Genomic DNA, 20,301 nt, shown 5'->3' with positions numbered 1-20,301 from the left:
GACGGGGTCACAACCAGAGCGCAGTCATCGGGGGATCGGCGATCCCTGGCACCTCGCCACGAACCGGACCATGATCGACCCATGGACCGTGCCGCACTCGCCGACTTCCTCCGCCGTCGCCGCGAGCTGCTGCGCCCCGAGGACGTCGGCCTCGGGCAGGGCCCGCGACGCAGGACTCCGGGGCTCCGCCGTGAAGAGGTCGCTGCCCTCGCCGGCATGTCCGTGGACTACTACACGCGACTCGAGCAGCAGCGTGGCCCGCAGCCGTCCGAGCAGATGATCGCCGCGATCGCCCGCGCCCTGCGGTGCAGCCTCGACGAGCGCGACCACCTGTTCCACCTGGCCGGGCAGAACGCCCCGACCCGGATGCACCGCGCCGACCACGTCGACCCGGCGATCCTGCGGGTGCTCGACCGGCTCGAGGACACCCCGGCGATCGTCGTCAGCCATCTGGGCGAGACCCTGGTCGAGAACCGGCTCGCGGCGGCACTGCTCGGGTCGTCCGTCAGCCTGCCCGGCAACGAGCGCTACCAGGCGTGGCGGTGGTTCGTGACTGGGAAGGAGCTCGCGAAGTACGCGCCGGAGCAACACGAGCGACTGGCCCGGGTCGTGGTGGCGTCGCTGCGGGCGGCGGTGGGGCTCGCGGGCCCGGGCGATCGTCGGGCGACCGAACTCGTCGCCGAGTTGCAGACGCGCAGCCCCGAGTTCCGCGACCTCTGGGCCAAGCACGAGGTGGCCACCCGCTGGTCGGACAACAAGACCATCGTGCAGCCGGAGCTCGGGCGCATCACCGTTGACTGCCAGGTGCTGCACACCGACGACCAGGCGCAGGCACTGCTGTTGTTCACCGCGCCTCCAGGATCAGAGGACGCGCAGAAGCTCGAGCTCCTCGGCGTCGTCGGACAGCAGACCTTCGCCGGCTGACGACCTCGCACGGTGCGCGTTCGCTCGGCTCGTGCGAGTTTGGTCGACCCCGCACGGTGCCAGGTTGGTGAGCCCGTGCATCGTCGACCGCTTGGTGCCGCCTTACAGTCCGCCACCGANGCCCCAGCCCCGTTCGACACCCCCGCCGGCCGCATCATCGGGACGGTCGACGGGGACGTGGTGCGGGTGCTCGGGATCCCGTACGCGCAGGCCGAACGGTTCGCCCCGCCGCAGCCGATGCCACCGGTCGAGGGCGAGCTGCACGCGTCCACCCCGTCGCCGGTCGCGCCGCAGCCGCACGAGGAGTTCGTCGACCTGCTGCTCAACCCGATCCAGGGCATCGAGGTCGACGAGCACTGCCAGCGACTCTCCATCACGCTGCCCGCCGACGTCCGTCCGGGCGAGCAGCTGCCGGTGATGGTCTGGATCCACGGCGGCTCGTACGTCATCGGCGGCGGCGACCTGCCGATCTACGACGCCCGCGACCTGGTGACCGAGCAGCGCGTGATCGTGGTGTCGGTCACGTTCCGGCTCGGCGTGCTCGGGTTCCTCGGTGACGGCGAGACGATCCCGGCGAACCTCGGGCTCCTCGACCTGGTCGAGTCGCTCCGCTGGGTGCGCGCGAACATCGCTTCGTTCGGCGGCGACCCCGACCAGGTCACCGTCTTCGGGCAGTCGGCCGGCGGGGACGCGGCCGCGCACCTGATGATCAGCGCCGGCGCCGAGGGGCTGTTCCGCCGCGCGATCATCCAGAGCGCACCGCTCGGGCTGTCCCGTCGTCGTGCGCGGATGAACCGGGCGATGGTCCGGGCGGTGGGCAGCGTGCACGCCGACACCCCGCTCGACGACCTGCTCGACCGTCAGGCGCTCGGAACCCGGGCCGCCGCACCCTACGGTCTGGCCGCCGGCATGCCCTTCGGCACCCAGTACGGGTTCGCCCCGCTGCCCGCCGAGCGTGACCTGGACGCCGCGTGGAGCCGCGTCGCACCCGACGTCGACGTGCTGATCGGGTCCGGCTCGGACGAGGCCGGCATGTACGTGCCGCTCGTGCCCGGGCTGCGCCGGGTGACCCGCTCGCGCGTGCTGCGGTCGGCCCTGCGGTGGTGGGTCGTGCGCCCGCTGTCCGACGTCATCTACGGGCGCGATGCCCGACGGTTCACCGAGCGGCACCGACGTGCGGGTGGCCGCGCGACCTCGTACCGACTGCACCGCGGGGTGACGAGCGCCCCGACCGGAGCCGTGCACATGAGCGACCTGCCGCTGCTGCTCGGCGGGCGCGAGGCCTGGGCCGGCACCCGCTTCGTCCCCGAGCGCGACTGGCCCGAGGTCGAGCGCCGCGGCCGGGCCTTCCGGGCGATCTGGGCCGACTTCGCCCGCACCGGCGAGGTCCGTGCGCCCGACGACGAGACCCTGACCTTCGACCGCGGCTGACCCGCGGGCACGGCCCGTGGCGGCGGCGACTCGCGCCTCCCGGCCCGCGGGGTGGTCGCGACACACCGCACGGGGTGCGTCGCGTGGTCACGTTCCGTCGTTTGCGCGCGGCGGGGCCGACGGTCTGTGACCGCCCGGCGTGCGGACCGCGGGGGGTCGTGACCGGTCGGCGGGCTGGTGGAGCGTCCGCCGGACCCCGGACCCCGGACCCCGGACCCCGGTCCACGGCTTGGAGGCCCGGCGCGGCTGGCCGACGTCGGTGCACCCACCTGGCATGGTCGGCCCATGGAGTACACGGACTACGACACCCGGCTCGCCGCCTACGGCGTGATCACGGACGGTGACCGCGTGCTCCTGGCGAAGCTGCGCCAGCCCGACGCGGGCACGTGGACGCTGCCGGGCGGCGGGGTCGAGTTCGACGAGACCGTCGAGCAGGCCGTCGTGCGCGAGATCCGCGAGGAGACCGGCTACGAGGCCCAGGTCGGTGCCCTGCTCGGGGTCCGACACCACATCGTCCCCGCAGAGCGCCGCATCCACGCCAACGGCCGGCCGATGAAGGCCGTGCAGGTCGTGTTCCGGGCGACCATCACCGGGGGAGCCCTGCGGCACGAGCTCGACGGTTCGACCGACGAGTCGCGGTGGATCCCCGTCGCCGAGCTCCCGCACCACCGCCACGGCCTGCTCGTGCCGATCGCCCTCGGCTGGGCGGGTGCCCTGTCCCGCTGACGGCTGGCGTCATCCCACGCGCAGCACCGCGAACTGCGGTGGGACCGCGGTGGGTTCAGGGGGCTGGACACCCCACCCGAGGTTGCGGAGCGACTGCGCGGTCTCTGCCGGGAACTGCCGAGCGGTTGCCTCGGCTTCTGCGCGGCGCCAACGACTGCGGAACCCCTGCACCGCGTCCCGCCACGTCGGCAGAGCGTCCACGCCGCACTCGACGATGACGAACTCGACCACGTCGGCGAGGCTCGGCCGGAAGTGCGGGCCGCCGAGCGGGAAGTGCAACGAGGACAACCGTGCCGCATCCCGTCGGCCCGAGCCATGATCGCGCGCTCGGGCGAGCAGAGAACTGAACGCTCCGCGCTCGGCGTGCAAGTGCCAGTGCGACCGGGGCGTGGCCGTCAACGCCTCCTGGAACTCGAAGCGGACGAGTGGTTGCCGTTCGTCCGCGAGCAGAACGGCGTACCTGCTCTCGCTGACCACGAGAGCATCGAGGTGATCGACCCATCGGAACCGCATCCACGGGGCCAGGTCCGCGGTGTGCACATCGCCCACGGTCAAACGGACCGGGGTACCCTTTCCGGTCGCGGCGACTGACTGCATGATGAAGGTTCCGCTGCGCTCGTCGAGGGCGTAGTCGATCGACGCACCGTGCTCGGGCAGGGCTCCGTCCAGGAGCGCTTGCGCGATCGTCGCCTGGTGCCGCGCCGCCGACGCGGCCTGCTCGTTCATCGCTCACCCAGCAGGGCGGAGATGCTGTCGAGCCAGTTCTGCGTCAGGTACTCGTCGGTGAACAGGTCGCGCCACTGCTCGGTCGCCGCGAACTCCCGCTCGTCCAGGTTCCACTCTGCGCGGACTCGTTCGCGCTCGGCGAGGAGTTCCTCGCGGGTCCACTGCCGTCCCAGCACCTTCGTCCTACCGTCCTCTCGTTGGTGAGAGGACGGTAGGACGATCAGCAGCGCCGACGCGAGCTTTCGGAATGGAACATGTTCACTCCTCGATGACGCTGAGGACGTTGCCCGACGGGTCGGTGAACCAGGCGATGAGCGGCCCGCCCTGCCGGTTCACACCCCGGTCGTCGGTCATCCCCTCGTACTGCAGGAACACGACACCCTTCGCGGTGAGCTCGTCGACCGCGGCGTCGATGTCCGGCACCGGGAAGTTGAGCACCGTGAAGGCCGCCGGTTCGTGACCCGGACCCTTCGGGTAGACGAGCACCTGGTGGCCCCCGCCGAGCTGCAGGAAGAGCATGCCGTGGTCCTCGGTGACCTCGATCCCCAGGACGTCCTCGTAGAACGCCTTCGCCTCGGGCACGTCGCGCACCGAGTACCCGCTGAACGCCGTCGTCGCATCGACCATGCGGCAAGTGAACCACCGCGGTCCGGCGTCGGTGCGCTCTGCGAGGATGAAGCCGTGAGCGACTCCGGCACGACCGTCGACCAAGCCGTCGAGCGCGCGGTCGAGCTGGCCGCGGGCAGCGACCGCACCGTGCTCGGCATCGCCGGCGCACCGGGTGCCGGCAAGTCCACGCTCGCCCGCCGCATCGTCACCGCCGTCGACGAACGCCTGGGTGCGGGCACGGCGGTGCAGGTCCCGATGGACGGCTTCCACCTGTCGAACGTGGCGCTCGACGCCCTCGGCCGGCACGACCGCAAGGGCGCGGCGGACACCTTCGACGCCGACGGCTACGTCGCACTCGTCCGCCGGCTCGTCGCCGCCGACGAGGACGTGGTGTGGGCACCGGACTTCGACCGCCGCGTGGACGAACCCGTCGCGGGCAGCATCGCGGTACCCCGCGCCACCCGGCTCGTGGTGTCCGAGGGCAACTACCTGCTCGACGACACCGCTCCGTGGTCGGCGCTGCCTGCACTCTTCACCGAGACCTGGTTCTGCGCCGTCGCCGACGACGTCCGGCTCGACCGCCTGGTCGGACGGCACATGCGGCACGGCCGCGACCACGACGCCGCGCGCGCGTGGGCGGTCCAGGTGGACGGCGTGAACGCCGCGAGGGTCGCGCCCACGGTGATCCGGGCCTCCAGGACGGTGTGGACGTGACCACCGACCGACGTGACCGTCGACGACCACCAGGCCACCCCGACCACCACGTGACCCGGACCACCACCACGCGACACCGACACGAGGAGCGACCATGACCATCGCCATCACCGGAGCCACCGGCAACATCGGGGGCGCCGTGAGCGCGGCGCTCGCCGCGGACGGCGTGCCGTTCCGGATGCTCGTGCGCGACGCCGCGCGTGCGCCGGAGCTGCCCGGCACCGAGGTCGCGGTCGCGACCTTCGCCGACGTCGACGCGAGCCGGACGGCGCTCCAGGGCGTCGACGTGCTGCTCATGGTGTCCGCCGCCGAGGCCCAGGACCGCCTCGACCAGCACCGGGCGTTCGTCACCGCGGCGGCCGACGCCGGCGTGCGGCACGTCGTCTACACGTCGTTCCTCGGCGCGGCTCCCGACGCGACCTTCACGCTCGGACGCGACCACTGGGCGACGGAGCAGGCGATCCGCGAGAGCGGGATGGCGTTCACGTTCCTGCGGGACAGCTTCTACCTGGACTTCGTCGAGGACCTGGTCGGCGAGGACGGCGTGATCCGCGGCCCGGCCGGCGACGGCGCCATGGCGGCGGTCGCCCGGGCCGACGTGGCCCGCGTCGCGACCGCGGTGCTGCACGACCCGGACGCGCACCGCGACCAGACGTACGAGCTGACCGGCCCCGAGGCGATCACCCTGGCCCAGGCGGCCGCGATCGTGTCCGAAGTCCGCGGCCGCACGGTCAGCTACCACCCCGAGACCCTCGACGAGGCGTACGCATCACGTGCGCAGTGGAACCCGGAGCCGTGGCAGGCCGACGCCTGGGTGAGCACCTACACGGCCATCGCCGAGGGTGCGCTCGCCCACGTGTCCGGCGACGTCGAACGCATCACGGGACGCACGCCGATGTCCCTGCGCGAGGTGCTCGCCGCCCGCTGACGCGTGGTGGCCGCGGTGGCCGTGGTGCACTCCGGGTCCGACGGACGGGCCGGGCAGCCCGCAGTGCCACACCGTCCAGGTGATGCCGTTCGCCCGGCGCGGCTGCATCGGCAGGCGTGCGTGCCGGGTGCCGTGGGACAGTGCTCGGCAGCCGCCGGCCAGCGCGGCACGCAGGACCGGGTCGGTGCGGGGCGCGTGGGCCTCGACGACGAGCACACGCAGCCCGTCGGCGATCCTGCGACGGATCTGGTGCGTCGTGAAGACGGGCACGGTGCCCGAGAACCCGCCGTCCGTCAGCACCGGCAGCCCGGTCGCGTCGATCACGGGCGCGGAGATGTGCCACGTGTCCGTCAGGAACAGCGGTTCGTCGTGCCGGTACCCCTCCAGGCGTCGCGCGGTCGCGACGAGCCGACTGAGGGCACGCGGGTACGGGGTCGATCCGCCCCACGGGTCCGGGCTCGACACGTGGAACACGTCCGGGGTGCCGGCCGGGATCGGCCAGCGCGCGGGCCACGGCCCGACGGATGCGTCGACGCCGCTGCCGTCGCGTGTTGCGTCGAGCGCCTGCAGTGAGAACGCGGCCGGTCCGGCGACCAGCGCGAGCCCGGCTGCGAGCGCGATGGTCGTCCGGGAGGCCCGGTGCCAGCCCGGCCCGCGGGTCGCCTCCCAGCGGGGTCGCCAGCACAGCACCACGACGCCGGCGACGACGGCGACCGTCGCGACGGTGATCGCGGGCCCGGCGAGCACGCGTGGCATCGCGGTGCCCTGGGCGAGGAACACCACCCAGCCGAGCTGCGCCACGGCGAGGACGACGGGGAGCGCCCGGAGTACCCGGGACTGCGCCCGGACCAGGCCGACCGCACCGCGCCACCCGAGGGCCGCGAGCAGGGCGAGCTGGACGCCGATCGCCGCGACGTAGGCGGTGTGCGGCACCGCGGCCACCGACAGCACGAGCGCCGCGGTACCGAGCCAGACGACCAGGACGGCCAGGGTGGCGGCTCCGGCACGGGTGTCGAACGCGTGCCCGAAAGAGGTGCCGGCGGTGTCGTGGGCTGTGCGTGTCGACGCTCGCGTGATCCTCCGCGCTCGCCGTCGGACCAGCACCACGGCCGCGACCACCACGCCGAACATCGCCGCGGGCAGGAGCCAGGCCACCTGCGACGCCAGGTGCGGTTCGAGCAGCTTGCCGAACCCGGCCGCACCACCGCGCCAGGTGTGCGGGCCGAACGGCACCGTGAACGACCGGACGGACCCGGGCACCGCGCCGGGCAGGAACCGGTCGATGCCGTTGTACCCGAACACCATCGCGAGCGGACTGTCGGTCGTCGAGCCGTCCGCCCACGGCCGCGAACCCGACGGCGTGAGTGCCAGCGCGGTCACCCACGACACCGATGCCAGGACCGCGACGACCCCGAGCACTCCGGCGCGGACGACCCGGGTGCCGAAGCGGAAGGGACGGCCGTCGTGCCGGGCCGAGGCCAGCAGCGTGCCGAGCAGCAGCGCCGGCAGGACGAACCAGGCCTGCACCATCTTCGCCTGGAACCCGACGCCGACCGCCAGGCCCGCGGTGACGAGCGGCCACCACCGCCCGGTCAGTGCCGCGTGCTGCCAGCACAGCAGGGCGACCGCCAGCGCGGCGGTGACCATGCCGTCCTCCATCGGGTGCGCGAACATCGACACGAAGATCGGCGTCGACCCGGCTGCCGCGGCGGCGACGAGGCCCGTCCCGACACCGGCCCAGCGGAGTCCGACCAGGGAGCAGGCCCACAGCGTGACGAGCCCCTCGATGACCTGGGGGAACGCGAGCGCTGCGGTGGAGTGCCCGAACAACCGGAGGCTCAGCGCCTGCGGCACCGCGAAGCCGCTGAGCTTGTCGAGCGTCACCGTCGCCGAGGGGTCGAACGCGCCGGAGAAGAGCGCCGGCCACGACTCGGACATCGACCGCGCCGACGCCTGGTAGAAGCCGAAGTCCCCACCACGGCCCAGGTTCCAGGCGAGCAGCACGGTCATGCCGCCCGCGATCACGAGCAGGGTGAGCCGTGCCGCGAGCGGCTGGTCCCGCCACCGGGCGGGTCGTCGGATGTCCACTCTCCGGACCTTGGCCGTCCGGGATGACGATGGGCCGGGACCGTGCCGCCAGCTGGCCGCGAAGCCGGTCCGCGCGCTGAGGGGTCGTGCGGGTGCGGCCCCCGTCGGTCAGCGCCTCGGGGGTCGAGCCGGAGCGGGGTCTCAGCCGGCGCTCGGGTTCGGGGTCAGGGCGCCGGGCGGCGGGCGGGCGGGACGGCGGGCGGTTCCGCGCTCAGGAGACCCGTCGCGCGGCGAACGTCCCGACGACACCCAGGGTCAGCACCGCGACGAGCACGACGAGGAGCGGTGCGGTCCAGGTACCCGTCGCACCGTGCAGCGCCCCGGCGAGCAGCGGCCCCGCGGACCCGATCAGGTAGCCGCCGCCCTGCACGAACGCGGACATCCGGCGTGCGTCGGCGTCGCTGGAGACGATCCGCACGATGACGATGAAGATCACGGTGATGCCACCGCCCTGGGCCGCGCCGCCGAGCACGGACCACAGCAACCAGAGCTGCGGGGCGAACAGCAGCCCGAGCGGCATCGCCAGCCACAGGGTGCCGACCAGGGCGATGATCGCCGCCGGACGCCACCGGGTCGCGAGCAGCGGGACGCCGAGCGCCCCGACGACGGCCAGGATCTGGAACACCGACGAGCTCGCGCCCGACGACGCCTTCGAGAAGCCGATCTCGTCGTGCAGCAGGGTCGGGATCCACGCGGTGAGGGCGTAGTACGAGAACGCCTGGCCGCCGAACGCCAGCGTCAGGCCCCAGGTGATGAGCCGTCGTGCCGGCCGGATCGGTTCGGCGGCGGCGACCCGTGCGGCCTCGGCGGCGCGCGCGGTGCGGATCGCCCCGGTGTCGAGCACCTGGTCGATCGGACCGGTGATCGGCAGTGGTCCGTCGTGGTCGGACGGCACCGGGCGTCGCCAGGCGGCCCGAGCACCGACCGCGTAGGTCCAGGCAGCGGCGGCGATGAGCGCGAAGACCGCCCAGATCGCGATGGCGACCGGCCAGCCCCACAGGGCCGCCAGGGGAGCGGTGCCGAGCGACGTGATCATCGACCCGACGTTGAGCGCCGACGTGTAGACGCCGGTGACCAGGCCGACGCGCTCCGGCGAGGTGTCCCGCCGGATGACCACCGGGATCACCACGTTGCCGATCGTGATGCCGATGCCGATGACCGCGGTGCCGATCAGCAGCGCCGCCGACGAGGGCATCGAGCGCACGACGGTGCCGGCGAGCACGATGACGAGCGACAGGGACACCGCGCGCTCGGGGTCGGCCTTCGCGATGACCCAGCTGGCGAACGGCGTCGCGAGGGCGAAGCAGAGCACCGGGATCGTCGTCAGCAGCCCGGCGATCGTCGCGGTCAGGCCGAGGTCGGCTCGGACGTCACCGATGACCGGGGCCGTCGCGACGATCGGGCCACGGAAGTTCAGGGCGATGAGGACGATGGCAGCGGGCAGCAGCCAGGCGGCGCGGCGCAGGCCCCGACGTGCGACGTCGTTCATGCGGACGGCGTCGCGGACGGCAGCAGGATCGTCAGCAGGTCGAGCGGGGTCGCAGCCGTGGCGATGGTGCCCTCGGCCTCGTCGGGGGAGCCGTAGCCCCACTCGGCGAAGACGACCGGGACACCGTGCACGGTCGCGCCCTCGACGTCGTGCTTCCGGTCGCCGATCAGCACCGGGCGGCTGGTGTCGAAGCCGTGGGCCTCGAGTCGGCGCAGTGCTTCTTCGACGACGTCGGCCTTGCTCGACCGGACCTCGTCGTCGCTCGCGCCGGTGATGATGTCGATGTCCCCGGTGAGCCCGTAGTGCTCGAGGATGTAGGTCGCCGGGGTCTCCGGCTTGCTCGTCGCCGTCGAGATCGGCAGCCCTGCCTGGTGCAGGGTGCGCAGGACGACGTCGATGTCCGGGAACATCGCCGAGTCGAGCGCCCCGTGCGAGAAGTAGTGCTCGCGGTAGACGGCCAGCGTGCGGTCGGCCAGTTCGTCGTCCATGCCCATCGCGATCCGGAACGTGTCCATGATGGGCGGGCCCACGAACGACATCAGGGTGTCGCGGTCCGGCACCGGGACGCCGACGGTGCGGAAGGTGTGCGTCAGGCTCTCGAGGATGCCCGGCGCGGAGTCGCTGATGGTGCCGTCGAGGTCGAACAGGATGGCGGAGAACGGGCTGGTCATGTCCTGCCCACCCTAGCCGGGCGGTGGCGGCGACCATCCGGGTTCCGTCGGCGGCGGGGCGGGGGTGCGCCGTGCCTCCAGGCCGGACGGGCCGACGCGGCTCAGAACAGGCGGGTGTGCCCGCCCTCGATGCCGCGCATCGCGTCGTAGTCGAGCACGAGGACGCGGATGCCGCGGTCCTCGGCGAGGGTGCGTGCCTGCGGTGCCACCGTCTGCGCCGCCAGCACGCCCTGCACCGGACGCAGGTGCGGATCGCGGTTCATGAGCTCGAGGTAGCGGGTGAGCTGCTCCACCGCGTCGATGTTGGCGTTGCGCTTCATCTCGACGGCGACGCTCGCCCCGGCGTCGTCGCGCGCCAGGATGTCGACGGGCCCGATGGCCGTCATGTACTCGCGGCGGACCAGGGTGTGGCCGTCCCCGAGCAGCTCGATCTGCTCGGCCAGGAGCTGCTGCAGGTGCGCCTCGACCCCGTCCTTCACCAGGCCCGGGTCGACGCCCAGGTCGTGGGTCTCGTCGGACACGACCTCGTACAGGGAGACGATGAGCTTGTCCTGCGTCTTCTTCTGCGTCACCGTCCACACCTGGGTGATGCCGGCGACCGACTGCTCCTCGTCCGGCTCGGTGATCTCGATCGAGCAGGGCGGGCTCATCCAGTTCAGCGGCTTGTAGCTGCCGCCGTCGGAGTGCACGAGCAGGGAGCCGTCCGCCTTGAGCATGAGCAGGCGGGTCGCGAGCGGCAGGTGGGCTGAGAGCCGGCCCGCGTAGTCGACGGAGCACCGGGCGATGACGAGACGCACCCCGGAAGCCTAACCGGGCGGAGGGCTCGCCGCCGCCGCTGTCTCGTCATCGCTGGTGCGCACGTCGGCCCTTGCGTCGTTCCTTCACGTACTTCGCGCCCAGCCCAGCGCCGATCACGATGACGGGGGTGCCGATGACGAACACGCCCGACGAAGCAGCTGGCAACCAGTTGGCGATCAGCAGGACTGCCACGAGGGCAGCGATGACGATCGTGATGTACAGGAGCCATGACCGCATGCTGTCGTCCTTCCCCGTCCTCGGCTCAGAACGGTGCCGATGACCGGCAACCGACGGTCGAGCCACCCTTGACGTCGTACCACCACAGTTTCCGCCCGCCGCTGCAGATGCCGTGCTGGAACACGTAGGTGGTTGCAACGCTGACGACGACACCGATCACGGCGCAGGCTGCCCAGCCGACGCCCGGGATGAGACAGATGGCGGCACCGACGGCTGCGCCACCACCCGCGGCGAGAGCCTGTTGGTCGACCGTGTTGAACCCGATCGCTGTCTTGATCCCCGAGAAGCGAGCCTCGAGGAACGGCGAGATCGTGCCGGCCGATCCGGTCTCGTCTGCCTCCTCGATGGCCGCCCTGACGTCGGCGGCACTCGGGAGCGTGAGCGTTCCTTCGTCGACGATGTACCGGTACGAGGTGAGGCCGGCTTCGGTGACCGCCTGGCGGCGGACGGACGACGCTTCGAGCTCCTCGAGCCCTTCGAGGAAGACGGCCGGATCGAGTGCTGCGCTGCCGCTCGGAGCCAGTTCGTCGAGATCCGTTGCGGAGAAGAAGGTCGACTCGTCCGGATCAGCTTCCGCTGCGTTGGCGGGGCTGCCGACCAGCGCCGAGGCGCTGATCGCTGCGGCTGCGATCGCGACCAGGGCGATGCGGACGGGGTGGACGGTGCAGAGCTTCATGGGTTCTCCTGTCGAGCGTCGTTGCCGGATGGTGAAACTCTGCACCTGATACTTCACGACTGCAAGGGGTAATTCCTGTCCAATTCCTCGCCGCGGAGACTCGAACTGTGCAGCACGCACGGATTCACATGCCGGTAACGACGTTGTGCACATGTACCGCAATCCCATGCCGCCCTACCGTGGCTGACACCCCGATCGGCCCACGCCGACACCCCTCCCCGAGGAGCCACGATGGCCAGCGAGACCGCAGTGTCAGCACCACGAACCCCCCGTTCCGAGTCGGTCGCCGTCGACGACTACTCGCTCAGCCGGGTCCCGATGTCCGCACGCTACGGCTGGTTCCAGGTCGCCGTGCAGCGCTTCGGGCAGATCTCGGCCCTGTCCCAGTTCCTGCTCGGTGCGACGCTCGGCTTCGGCATGAGCTTCTGGGACGCCTTCTGGGCGATCACCCTCGGCGCCGTGATCCTGGAGATCGTCTCGGTCCTCGTCGGCGTCATCGGCGTGAAGGAGGGCCTGAACACCTCGGTCATCGCCCGCTGGACCGGGTTCGGCAAGGCCGGCTCGGCGCTGGTCGGGCTGGCGATCGGGCTGAGCCTGATCGGCTGGTTCGGCATCCAGTCGGGCGTCTCGGCGGCCGGCCTCGTCTCGATCCTGCCGATCCTGCCCGCCTGGGCGTGGTCGCTCGTGTTCGGGCTGCTCGTCACCGCGATCGTCCTGCGCGGGTTCCACTCGATGCAGTGGCTGGCGAACGTCACCGTGCCGCTGTTCCTGGTGCTCGTCGGCTGGGCGGTCATCGTCGAGCTGAGTCGGCACTCGATCGCCGAGCTCGCCGCGCGTGCCCCGGCCGGTCCGGAGCTGAGCTTCGTGGCCGGCACCACCCTGGTCGCCGGCGGGTTCATCGTCGGTGCGGTGATCACGCCGGACATGACCCGCTTCAACCGCTCGGTCGGCGACGTCGTGAAGCAGACGCTGCTCGGCGTGACGCTCGGCGAGTACGTCATCGGCCTGGCCGGTGTCCTGCTCGCCCACGCCGTCGGCTCCGCGGACATCACCCGCGTGATCACGTCGAGCGTCGGCTGGGTCGGCATCCTCGTGATCCTGCTCGGCACGTTCAAGATCAACGACTGGAACATCTACAGCTCGAGCCTCGGCGTCACGAACTTCATCGACGCGGTGTTCGGCAAGCAGGTGAACCGCGGGCTCGTGACGCTCGTGATGGGCGTCGTCGGCTCGGTGCTCGCCGCGGTCGGGTTCCTCGGGGCGCTGACGCCGTTCCTGTCCGTGCTCGGGGTCGTCTTCCCGCCGATCGCCGGGATCATGGTGGCGGAGTACTTCGTCGTGAAGCGCTGGCGCCGCGAGTTGAGCGACGCCGAGAACATCCCGGCGACCTCGCCCACGTGGGTGCCGGCCACCCTGGTGATCTGGGCGGTCGCCTCGCTCATCGGGTACTTCGTCGCCGTCGGGATCCCGTCGATCAACTCCGTGGTCATCGCCTTCGTGCTCTACGTGGTCGCCGGCAAGGCCGGGCTGATCCGCGGTGTCGGTGTGAGTCGGACCGAGGCTGCGCCCGCCGCACCGGCCGCCCCCGCCGCCTGACCCGGGCGGTCCCAGAACGGCCGGTCGCGTCGCCGCACCCCTGATCCGCGCGACGGCGCGGCCGGTCCCCACCAACCAGCAACACCCCTCGCGAAGACCCCGCACCCGCACCACCGCACCCGCACCACCGAAGGGAACCCCCATGCGCATCGGCATCGACGTCGGCGGCACCAACACGGACGCCGTCCTGATGGACGGCAGCTCCGTCCGTGCGGCGGTCAAGCGGTCCACCACCCCCGACGTCACCTCGGGCATCGTCGCCGCGCTCGACGGCCTGCGCGAACAGCACGCCTTCGGCCCCACGGACATCGACGGCGTGATGATCGGCACCACCCACTTCATCAACGCCCTGGTCGAGGCACGTGGCCTCGCCTCGACCGCCGCGGTCCGCCTGGGCCTGCCGGCGACGGCCTCGCTGCCGCCGTTCACGGACTGGCCCGCGCACCTGGTGTCGGCCGTGCACGCGCAGCCGTTCCTGGCCCACGGCGGCCACGAGTTCGACGGCCGGGTCATCTCGGAGCTCGACCCCGAGGAACTCAAGCGGCACGCCGGTGCCATCGCCGCCGCGGGCATCCGGTCCGTCGCGATCTCGTCGGTGTTCTCGCCGATCAACGACGAGTTCGAGCAGCGCGCGCAGGAGATCATGGCCGCCGAGCTCGGGCCGGACGTGGCGTTCTCGCTGTCGTCCGAGATCGGTCGGATCGGCCTGCTCGAGCGCGAGAACGCGACGATCATCAACGCGGCGCTCCGCGAGCTCGCCGACCGCATCGTCGACGGGCTGTCCGGGTCGGTCACGGGCAGCGGCATCGACGCACCGCTCTTCCTGAGCCAGAACGACGGCACGCTGATGGACGTCGAGTACGCCCGCCGCTACCCGGTCGCGACGTTCGCCTCGGGCCCGACCAACTCGATGCGCGGCGCCGCGGTGCTGTCCGGCTTCGACACCTGCGCGGTCGTCGACGTCGGCGGCACGACGAGTGACGTGGGCGTCCTGACCGCGGGCTTCCCGCGCGAGGCCACCGGCGAGGTCGCCGTCGCCGGCATCCGCACGAACTTCCGGATGCCCGACGTCCTGTCCGTCGGCATCGGCGGCGGTTCCCGCATCCGCGAGGACGGCAGCGTCGTCGGCCCGGACTCCGTCGGGTACCGCCTGACCGAGGAGGGTCTGGTCTTCGGCGGCACCACCCTGACCGCGACCGACGTGGCCGTCCGCGGTGGCCGTGGCGCGATCGGGGACCCGTCGCTCGTCGCCGGGGTGCCGGCCGAGGTCGCCGCCCGCGCGCTGGACGTCATCGCGGAGCGCGTGGCCGACATCGTGGAGCGGATGCGCACCTCGTCCGACCCGCTGCCCGTCGTGGCGGTCGGTGGCGGTTCGGTGCTGCTGCCGGACACCCTGCCCGGACTCGGCACCGTGCACCGCCCGGAGCACTACTCGGTCGCCAACGCCATCGGTGCGGCGATCGCGCAGGTCAGCGGTGAGGTCGACAAGGTCTATGCGATCAGCGACGGCCGACGGTCCGCCGTGGTCGACGAGGCGCGGCAAGAGGCCGTCGACCGCGCCATCGCGGCCGGCGCCGACCCCGGCTCGGTGGACATCGTCGACTTCGACGAGGTTCCGATCCCGTACCTGCCGGGCAACGCGACGCGGATCCGCGCCAAGGCCGTGGGCGACCTGGCACTCGGGGCGCTGGTCCGATGAGCGCCACCGAGACCGCGACCCCGCCCAGGACCACCTCCAACTCCCAGACCGCCGAGCAGTCCGCTGAGGTCCCCATCACCTCCATCGGCGCCGACTGCTCGGCCCTCGCCCGCGGCGCCGCGATCCTCGGCACCGGCGGCGGCGGTGACCCCTACATCGGACGCCTGCTCGCCGAGGCTGCCGTCCGCGCCCACGGCCCGGTCGAGATCGTCCAGGTCGAGGACCTACCCGACGACGCCGTGGTGCTCTCGGTCGCGATGATCGGTGCGCCCACCGTGATGGTCGAGAAGCTGCCGTCCGCCGGCCAGTTCGCCGAGGCCATCCGCAGCCTGTCGGCGTTCCTCAACGTGACCCCCACCCACCTGGCCTGCATCGAGGTCGGCGGCGTGAACTCGACGACGCCGATCGTCGCCGCTGCCGAGCTCGGCCTGCCCCTGGTCGACGGCGACGGCATGGGCCGTGCGTTCCCCGAGGTGCAGATGGTGCTGCCGACCCTGTCCGGGGTCAGTGCGACACCGATGGCCCTGGCCGACGAGAAGGGCAACACCGTGGTCTTCGACACGGTGGACAACCGGTGGGCGGAACGGCTCGCCCGCACGGCGACGGTCGAGATGGGCTGCTCCGCGATCACGGCGCAGTACGCCATGTCCGGCGCGCAGGTGAAGGAGTCGTTCGTCCGCGGCAGCCTGTCGCTGAGCGTCCGGCTCGGCGAGACGCTGGTGCGCGCACGCAGCGAGAACGCCGACCCCGTCACGGCGGTCACCGAGGTGCTCGGCGGCACGGTCGTGTTCCAGGGCAAGGTCGCCGACATCGAGCGCAAGACCGTCACCGGGTTCGCCCGTGGCACGGCCCGCATCGCCGGTTCCGGCAGCGACACCGGCCTGGAGGCGGTGCTCCGGTTCCAGAACGAGCACCTGCTGGTCGAGGTGGCCGGCCAGGTCCGCACCACGGCTCCCGACCTCATCATCACCCTGGACGCCGAGACCGGCGAACCGATCACCACCGAGGCCCTGCGCTTCGGCGCCCGCATCCGGATCGTCACCGCACCGGCCGACGAACGCTGGCACTCCCCGGACGGTCTGCGCCTGGCCGGCCCGCGGTACTTCGGCTACGACACCCCCGCGGTCCGCCACGACGGCACCACGAGCGCGGGCGAGAGCACGGAGGAAGCCCGATGAGCTGGATCCTCGACGTCGACGACCTGCCCGACCTGGCCCGCGGCGCCGCGCTGCTCGGCACCGGCGGCGGGGGCGACCCCACCATCGGGATGCTCCTGGTCCGTGCCGCGATCGAACAGCACGGCCCCGTCACGATCCTCGACCCGTCCGAGGTCCCCGACGACGCCCTCGTCATCCCCACCGCGCAGATGGGCGCACCGACCGTCGTGCTCGAACGCATCCCCGCCGGACCGGAACCCCTCGGCGCCCTCCGTCGGCTCGAAGCCCACCTGGGCCGGACGGCGACCGCGACGATGCCCATCGAGTGCGGCGGCATCAACTCGATGATCCCGCTGCTCGTCGGCGCCACCGGTGGCCTGCCCGTGGTCGACGCGGACGGCATGGGCCGTGCGTTCCCCGAGCTGCAGATGGAGACGTTCTCGGTCTACGGGGTCCCAGGCAGCCCGCTGGCGATCAGCGACGAGAACGGCCACGGCGTCATCATCGAGACCGGCACGGACAACAAGAAGATGGAGTGGCTCGCCCGCGGGGTCACCATCCGGCTCGGCGGCGTCGCCTACATCGCCGAGTACGCCATGTCCGGCCGCCAGGTGCAGGAGACCGCCGTCCCGCGCACGCTCTCCCTTGCACTCGCCGTCGGTCGGGCCATCCGGGTCGCCCGTGAAGCCCACCGCGACCCCATCGACGCGCTCGCCGAGGCCCTCGGCACGACGATCTACACGCACCTGCGCGAGCTGTTCGACGGCAAGGTCGTCGACGTCGAGCGCCGCACGGTCGACGGGTTCGCTCGCGGGCGCGCCACCGTGCAGGGGACCGACGGCTCCGAGCTCGAACTCCGGTTCCAGAACGAGAACCTGGTCGCCCGGCGTGACGGGCAGCTCGTCGCCGTCGTGCCCGACCTGATCTGCGTCCTCGACGCCGAGACCGCCGAACCGATCACCACCGAGCGCCTGCGGTTCGGGCAGCGCGTCCGGGTGATCGGCATCTCGACCCCCGACCTGATGCGGACCCCGGAGGCGCTCGCCGTGTTCGGGCCGTCGTGCTTCGGGCTCGACGAACCGTTCGTCCCGGTCGAGGACCTGCACGAGCACGTCCGCCCGGCCGCCCCGGCGGTCGGCTGACGAACGGTCCCGCGCCGACCCCGGGGCCCGGCCCCGGGACGCGACCACGGCAGCAGAATGGACCCATGGACCAGGGTGAGCGGCGGGGCGGCGGTGTGACGGGCCTCCAGGCCGACGACGCGACCGTCTTCGGACGCGGCACCGCCCTGCTCGGCTGCGGCGGTGGAGGCCGCGTCGACCACATGGTCAGCGCACTCCGCTTCGCGCTCGGCGACCGCAGTGTGCCGGTCGTCGACCTCGACGACCCCGCACTCGGCTCGGTGGTGGCCGTGGGGATCATCGGGTCGACCAACGTGCTCGAGGAGAAGATGCCGAGCGGCGAGGAGCTGCCGGCCGCGCTCGCGGCGGTCGAACGCTGGACGGGCGTCCGTGCCGACGCCGTCGTCGCCGCGCAGATCGGCGGCGTGACCGGACCGGCCGCGGCCCTCACCGCCCACGCCGCCGGACTGCCGCTCGTCGACGCGGACCTGGTCGGCCGTGCGGTCCCGCGCATCGACCAGCTGTCGGTCTTCGTCGGCCCGACCACGACGGTCACGGCGGCGGCTGCAACCACGAGCGGTCTGCGGATCGTCGTCGACGCCCGGCAGCCCCACGACGTCGAGACGGTCTGGCGCGAGGCCGTCTCGCACAGCGGCGGCTGGGCGGCCTTCGCGATCGGCCCGGTCCCGGTGGCGCTGCTGCGCGAGCGGGCCGTCGTCGGCAGCGTGCAGCGCGCCCTCCGGATCGGACGCGCAGCTGGTGGTGCACGCGACGCGGCGGAACTCGCCGCGCTCATCGGCGGCCGGGTCGTCGCGCAGGGCCGGGTCATCGACGTGCAGCGCGAGGGGGACGCGCTCGCGTTCGTCCGCAGCAGCCTGGCGATCCGCGACGCCGGCACGGGTGCGGTCGCCCGGGTCGAGGCGGGCAGCGAGTACGTGCACTGCCTGGTCGACGGCCTGCCCGTCGCCAGCACGCCGAGCGTCATCACGGTCGTCGACGCGCGCTCGCTCGCGCCGGTGGCGACCGACCGCACGCGGGTCGGCAACGAACTCGCCGTGCTCGTGCTGCCGTCGGCGCCGTGGTGGTGGGCGGACCCCGACCGCACCGCGCACATGGGACCGCGGGCGTTCGGCATCGACGCCGACGTCGTGCCCGAGGCCGTGCGCCAGGTGCTCGCGTGAACGCCGTCGGCGACCTGCTGCCGCTCCTGCCAGCAGGCACCCGCCTGCTCGTCGGCCCCGGCAGCACGGCGGTCCGGAGCGTCCGCGGTGTCGTGGGGACCCCCGACCAGGTCGGCCGGTCGCTCGCCCAGGGCGACGACGTCGTCGTGCTGCTCACCCCCGTCGACCGTGCGGACGCACGCTTCGACGTGCTGCTGCGCCGGGCCTCCGCGGCCGGCACCACCCTGCTCGTCGTCGACGGGGCACTGGAACTCGGCCCCGGCACCACGACGCTCGCCGACCGGCTCGGCGTCGCCGTGCTCGCCACCCCGGACCCGTGGGCGACCTCGGTCCGCCTGCACGAACTCATCGGCACCGGGATGGGGCCGGCGGCCCGGGCAGCCCTCGACGCCTCCCGCGTCGCGCTCGACGCCGGCCCCGAACTCGACGACCTGTTCGCCCGGCTCGACCGGTCGCTCGGCCACCCGGTGCGGTTCCTCGACGCGTCGGGCCTGGCACTCCGCGGAGCCGCCGTCGACGACACAGCCCGCGCCGTGCTCGTCCGCCGCGCCGGCACGAGCGACGTGCTGATCGCCGAGGGTGTCGACGAGACGCTCGTCGCGATCCCGGTCGGCACCGGCATCGGACCGCGCGCCTGGCTGGCCGTCGGTCTGTCCGTCCCGATCGCCGCCGAACAGCAGGTGGTCGCGAGCGCCCTGCAGGTCGCCGCCGTCGCCGTCGGGCACCGGCTGCTGCTCACCCGGCTCGACGACGAGCGCGACGCCCGCTACCGGATGGCGATGCTCGACGAACTCCGGGCGGCCGACGGGGCGCCCGCCCCGCAGCTCGTGCAGCGGACCATCGCCGCCGGGTGGCGGCTGGACGCCTGGCACGTCGGTGCGCGCGTGGTCGCGCGGCGGGGCGTCGACCTGGTCGCGCTCCGCCAGCAGGTCGACGCCGCGGTGCGCGCCGAGGGAGTCGACGCGGTCGTCGTCGAACAGGCGGACGGCTGGGTGCTGTGGCTGTCGGAACCCGACGAACCCGGCCGGGAGGCGGTGGCCGACATCGCGGGTCGGCTGCGGCGCGCGCAGAACACGCTCCGCACCACCGTGGAGACCAACGTGGGTGTCGGCAGTCTGCAGGCGGGCCCTGCCGGGCTGGTGCGGACGCTCGGCGAGGCGGGCGACGCCGCCCGTCTGGCCGCCAGCCGTCCGGAGTCGGGACACTTCGTGCACGTCGACCGGCTCGGGCTCGCGCAGCTGCTGCTCGCGTGGACGCAGACGGACACGTTCCTGCCGGCCTCTCGGCAGTTGCTCGCGCCGCTCGAACGCGGTGGCGGGGCGCTCCTGACGACGCTCGCCGCCTACCTGGACGCGGAGTCGTCGATCGCCGAGACCGCAGCGGTGCTCGGGGTGCACCGGAACACCGTGTCCGACCGCATCGCGCGGGTGGAGCGGCTGCTCGCGGTGGACCTGTCCGACCCCGAGACCCGCCTCGCCCTGCACCTGGCGACGCGGGCGCGGGCGGGGGATGGCGGCTGAGGGCGGGTTG

19 protein-coding genes and 1 pseudogene are annotated in these 20,301 nt (G+C 72.7%); 11 read left to right on the top strand and 9 right to left on the bottom strand.

What is annotated here, in order from left to right; translation table 11 throughout:
* The first annotated feature begins 81 nt into the window (after positions 1-81).
* The 3 genes from BOSE127_RS01755 (at position 82) to BOSE127_RS01745 (ending at position 3,081) form a co-directional block, all read left to right on the top strand.
* Positions 82-924 (top strand): helix-turn-helix transcriptional regulator, encoded by an 843-nt coding sequence (locus BOSE127_RS01755; protein ID WP_071250668.1) that lies wholly within the window; start codon positions 82-84, stop codon positions 922-924.
* A 120-nt stretch (positions 925-1,044) separates the two neighbouring features.
* The coding region (locus BOSE127_RS01750) for a carboxylesterase family protein (RefSeq protein WP_159556204.1) at positions 1,045-2,355 on the top strand (1,311 nt) is incomplete at its 5' end.
* Positions 2,356-2,640: 285 nt separating this feature from the next.
* Positions 2,641-3,081, top strand: coding sequence for an NUDIX hydrolase (locus tag BOSE127_RS01745; RefSeq protein WP_017887763.1), 441 nt, complete (start codon positions 2,641-2,643; stop codon positions 3,079-3,081).
* 9 nt (positions 3,082-3,090) lie between these two features.
* On the opposite strand, the gene BOSE127_RS01740 is transcribed toward BOSE127_RS01745, so the two are convergent.
* From BOSE127_RS01740 to BOSE127_RS01730, 3 genes are all read right to left on the bottom strand, one after another.
* The gene (locus BOSE127_RS01740; protein WP_071249937.1) at positions 3,091-3,807 is read right to left on the bottom strand and encodes a hypothetical protein; all 717 of its coding nucleotides are present in this window, start codon (positions 3,805-3,807) and stop codon (positions 3,091-3,093) included.
* Complete coding sequence (locus tag BOSE127_RS01735; protein WP_159556073.1) at positions 3,804-3,983, bottom strand: hypothetical protein; 180 nt, start codon at positions 3,981-3,983, stop codon at positions 3,804-3,806. Before BOSE127_RS01735 ends, BOSE127_RS01740 begins: the two co-directional genes overlap by 4 nt.
* Positions 3,984-4,065: 82 nt before the next feature.
* Positions 4,066-4,434, bottom strand: coding sequence for a VOC family protein (locus BOSE127_RS01730; protein ID WP_031260093.1), 369 nt, complete (start codon positions 4,432-4,434; stop codon positions 4,066-4,068).
* A gap of 54 nt (positions 4,435-4,488) precedes the next feature.
* Between BOSE127_RS01730 and BOSE127_RS01725 the strand changes: the two genes are divergently transcribed.
* Together BOSE127_RS01725 and BOSE127_RS01720 are read left to right on the top strand one after the other, a co-directional pair.
* Positions 4,489-5,130, top strand: coding sequence for a nucleoside/nucleotide kinase family protein (locus BOSE127_RS01725; RefSeq protein WP_159556072.1), 642 nt, complete (start codon positions 4,489-4,491; stop codon positions 5,128-5,130).
* Positions 5,131-5,224: 94 nt separating this feature from the next.
* Complete coding sequence (locus BOSE127_RS01720; RefSeq protein ID WP_082046845.1) at positions 5,225-6,058, top strand: SDR family oxidoreductase; 834 nt, start codon at positions 5,225-5,227, stop codon at positions 6,056-6,058.
* A gap of 1,392 nt (positions 6,059-7,450) precedes the next feature.
* On the opposite strand, the pseudogene BOSE127_RS17275 reads toward BOSE127_RS01720, so the two are convergent.
* The 6 genes and pseudogenes from BOSE127_RS17275 to BOSE127_RS01695 form a co-directional block, all read right to left on the bottom strand.
* A pseudogene (locus tag BOSE127_RS17275) lies at positions 7,451-7,996 on the bottom strand (ArnT family glycosyltransferase); the annotation flags it as partial.
* Between the two features lie 361 nt (positions 7,997-8,357).
* On the bottom strand, positions 8,358-9,635 hold the full coding sequence (locus BOSE127_RS01715) for an MFS transporter (RefSeq protein ID WP_159556070.1): 1,278 nt from the start codon (positions 9,633-9,635) through the stop codon (positions 8,358-8,360).
* Complete coding sequence (locus BOSE127_RS01710; RefSeq protein ID WP_159556069.1) at positions 9,632-10,306, bottom strand: HAD hydrolase-like protein; 675 nt, start codon at positions 10,304-10,306, stop codon at positions 9,632-9,634. The genes BOSE127_RS01715 and BOSE127_RS01710 overlap by 4 nt, the downstream gene beginning before the upstream one ends.
* Positions 10,307-10,407: 101 nt before the next feature.
* Positions 10,408-11,103 (bottom strand): endonuclease NucS, encoded by a 696-nt coding sequence (gene nucS, locus BOSE127_RS01705; RefSeq protein WP_017887754.1) that lies wholly within the window; start codon positions 11,101-11,103, stop codon positions 10,408-10,410.
* A 46-nt stretch (positions 11,104-11,149) separates the two neighbouring features.
* Positions 11,150-11,341, bottom strand: a complete 192-nt coding sequence (locus BOSE127_RS01700; RefSeq protein ID WP_071249931.1) for a hypothetical protein — start codon at positions 11,339-11,341, stop codon at positions 11,150-11,152.
* A 25-nt stretch (positions 11,342-11,366) separates the two neighbouring features.
* The gene (locus tag BOSE127_RS01695; RefSeq protein WP_159556068.1) at positions 11,367-12,017 is read right to left on the bottom strand and encodes a hypothetical protein; all 651 of its coding nucleotides are present in this window, start codon (positions 12,015-12,017) and stop codon (positions 11,367-11,369) included.
* Between the two features lie 231 nt (positions 12,018-12,248).
* On the opposite strand from BOSE127_RS01695, the gene BOSE127_RS01690 reads away from it, so the two are divergent.
* The 6 genes from BOSE127_RS01690 (at position 12,249) to BOSE127_RS01665 (ending at position 20,291) form a co-directional block, all read left to right on the top strand.
* Positions 12,249-13,613: a purine-cytosine permease family protein gene (locus BOSE127_RS01690; protein WP_042538008.1), complete on the top strand. Its 1,365-nt coding sequence runs from the start codon at positions 12,249-12,251 to the stop codon at positions 13,611-13,613.
* A 142-nt stretch (positions 13,614-13,755) separates the two neighbouring features.
* A complete protein-coding gene (locus BOSE127_RS01685) occupies positions 13,756-15,312 on the top strand; it encodes a hydantoinase/oxoprolinase N-terminal domain-containing protein (protein ID WP_159556067.1) in 1,557 nt (518 codons plus the stop codon).
* A complete protein-coding gene (locus BOSE127_RS01680; protein WP_236559479.1) occupies positions 15,309-16,490 on the top strand; it encodes a DUF917 domain-containing protein in 1,182 nt (393 codons plus the stop codon). The genes BOSE127_RS01685 and BOSE127_RS01680 overlap by 4 nt, the downstream gene beginning before the upstream one ends.
* Entirely contained in the window at positions 16,487-17,611 is a 1,125-nt protein-coding gene (locus tag BOSE127_RS01675; protein ID WP_071248827.1) for a DUF917 domain-containing protein, read from the top strand. The genes BOSE127_RS01680 and BOSE127_RS01675 overlap by 4 nt, the downstream gene beginning before the upstream one ends.
* A 65-nt stretch (positions 17,612-17,676) precedes the next feature.
* Positions 17,677-18,771: a DUF917 domain-containing protein gene (locus BOSE127_RS01670; RefSeq protein ID WP_052481693.1), complete on the top strand. Its 1,095-nt coding sequence runs from the start codon at positions 17,677-17,679 to the stop codon at positions 18,769-18,771.
* Positions 18,768-20,291, top strand: coding sequence for a helix-turn-helix domain-containing protein (locus tag BOSE127_RS01665; protein WP_159556066.1), 1,524 nt, complete (start codon positions 18,768-18,770; stop codon positions 20,289-20,291). The genes BOSE127_RS01670 and BOSE127_RS01665 overlap by 4 nt, the downstream gene beginning before the upstream one ends.
* Positions 20,292-20,301 lie beyond the last annotated feature (10 nt).

It is taken from the genome of Curtobacterium sp. 8I-2, from assembly GCF_902506155.1.
Taxonomy (GTDB): Bacteria; Actinomycetota; Actinomycetes; order Actinomycetales; family Microbacteriaceae; genus Curtobacterium; species Curtobacterium poinsettiae.
Note: the sequence above shows the minus strand (reverse complement) of the source record. Positions and strands in the feature narration are given on the sequence as shown.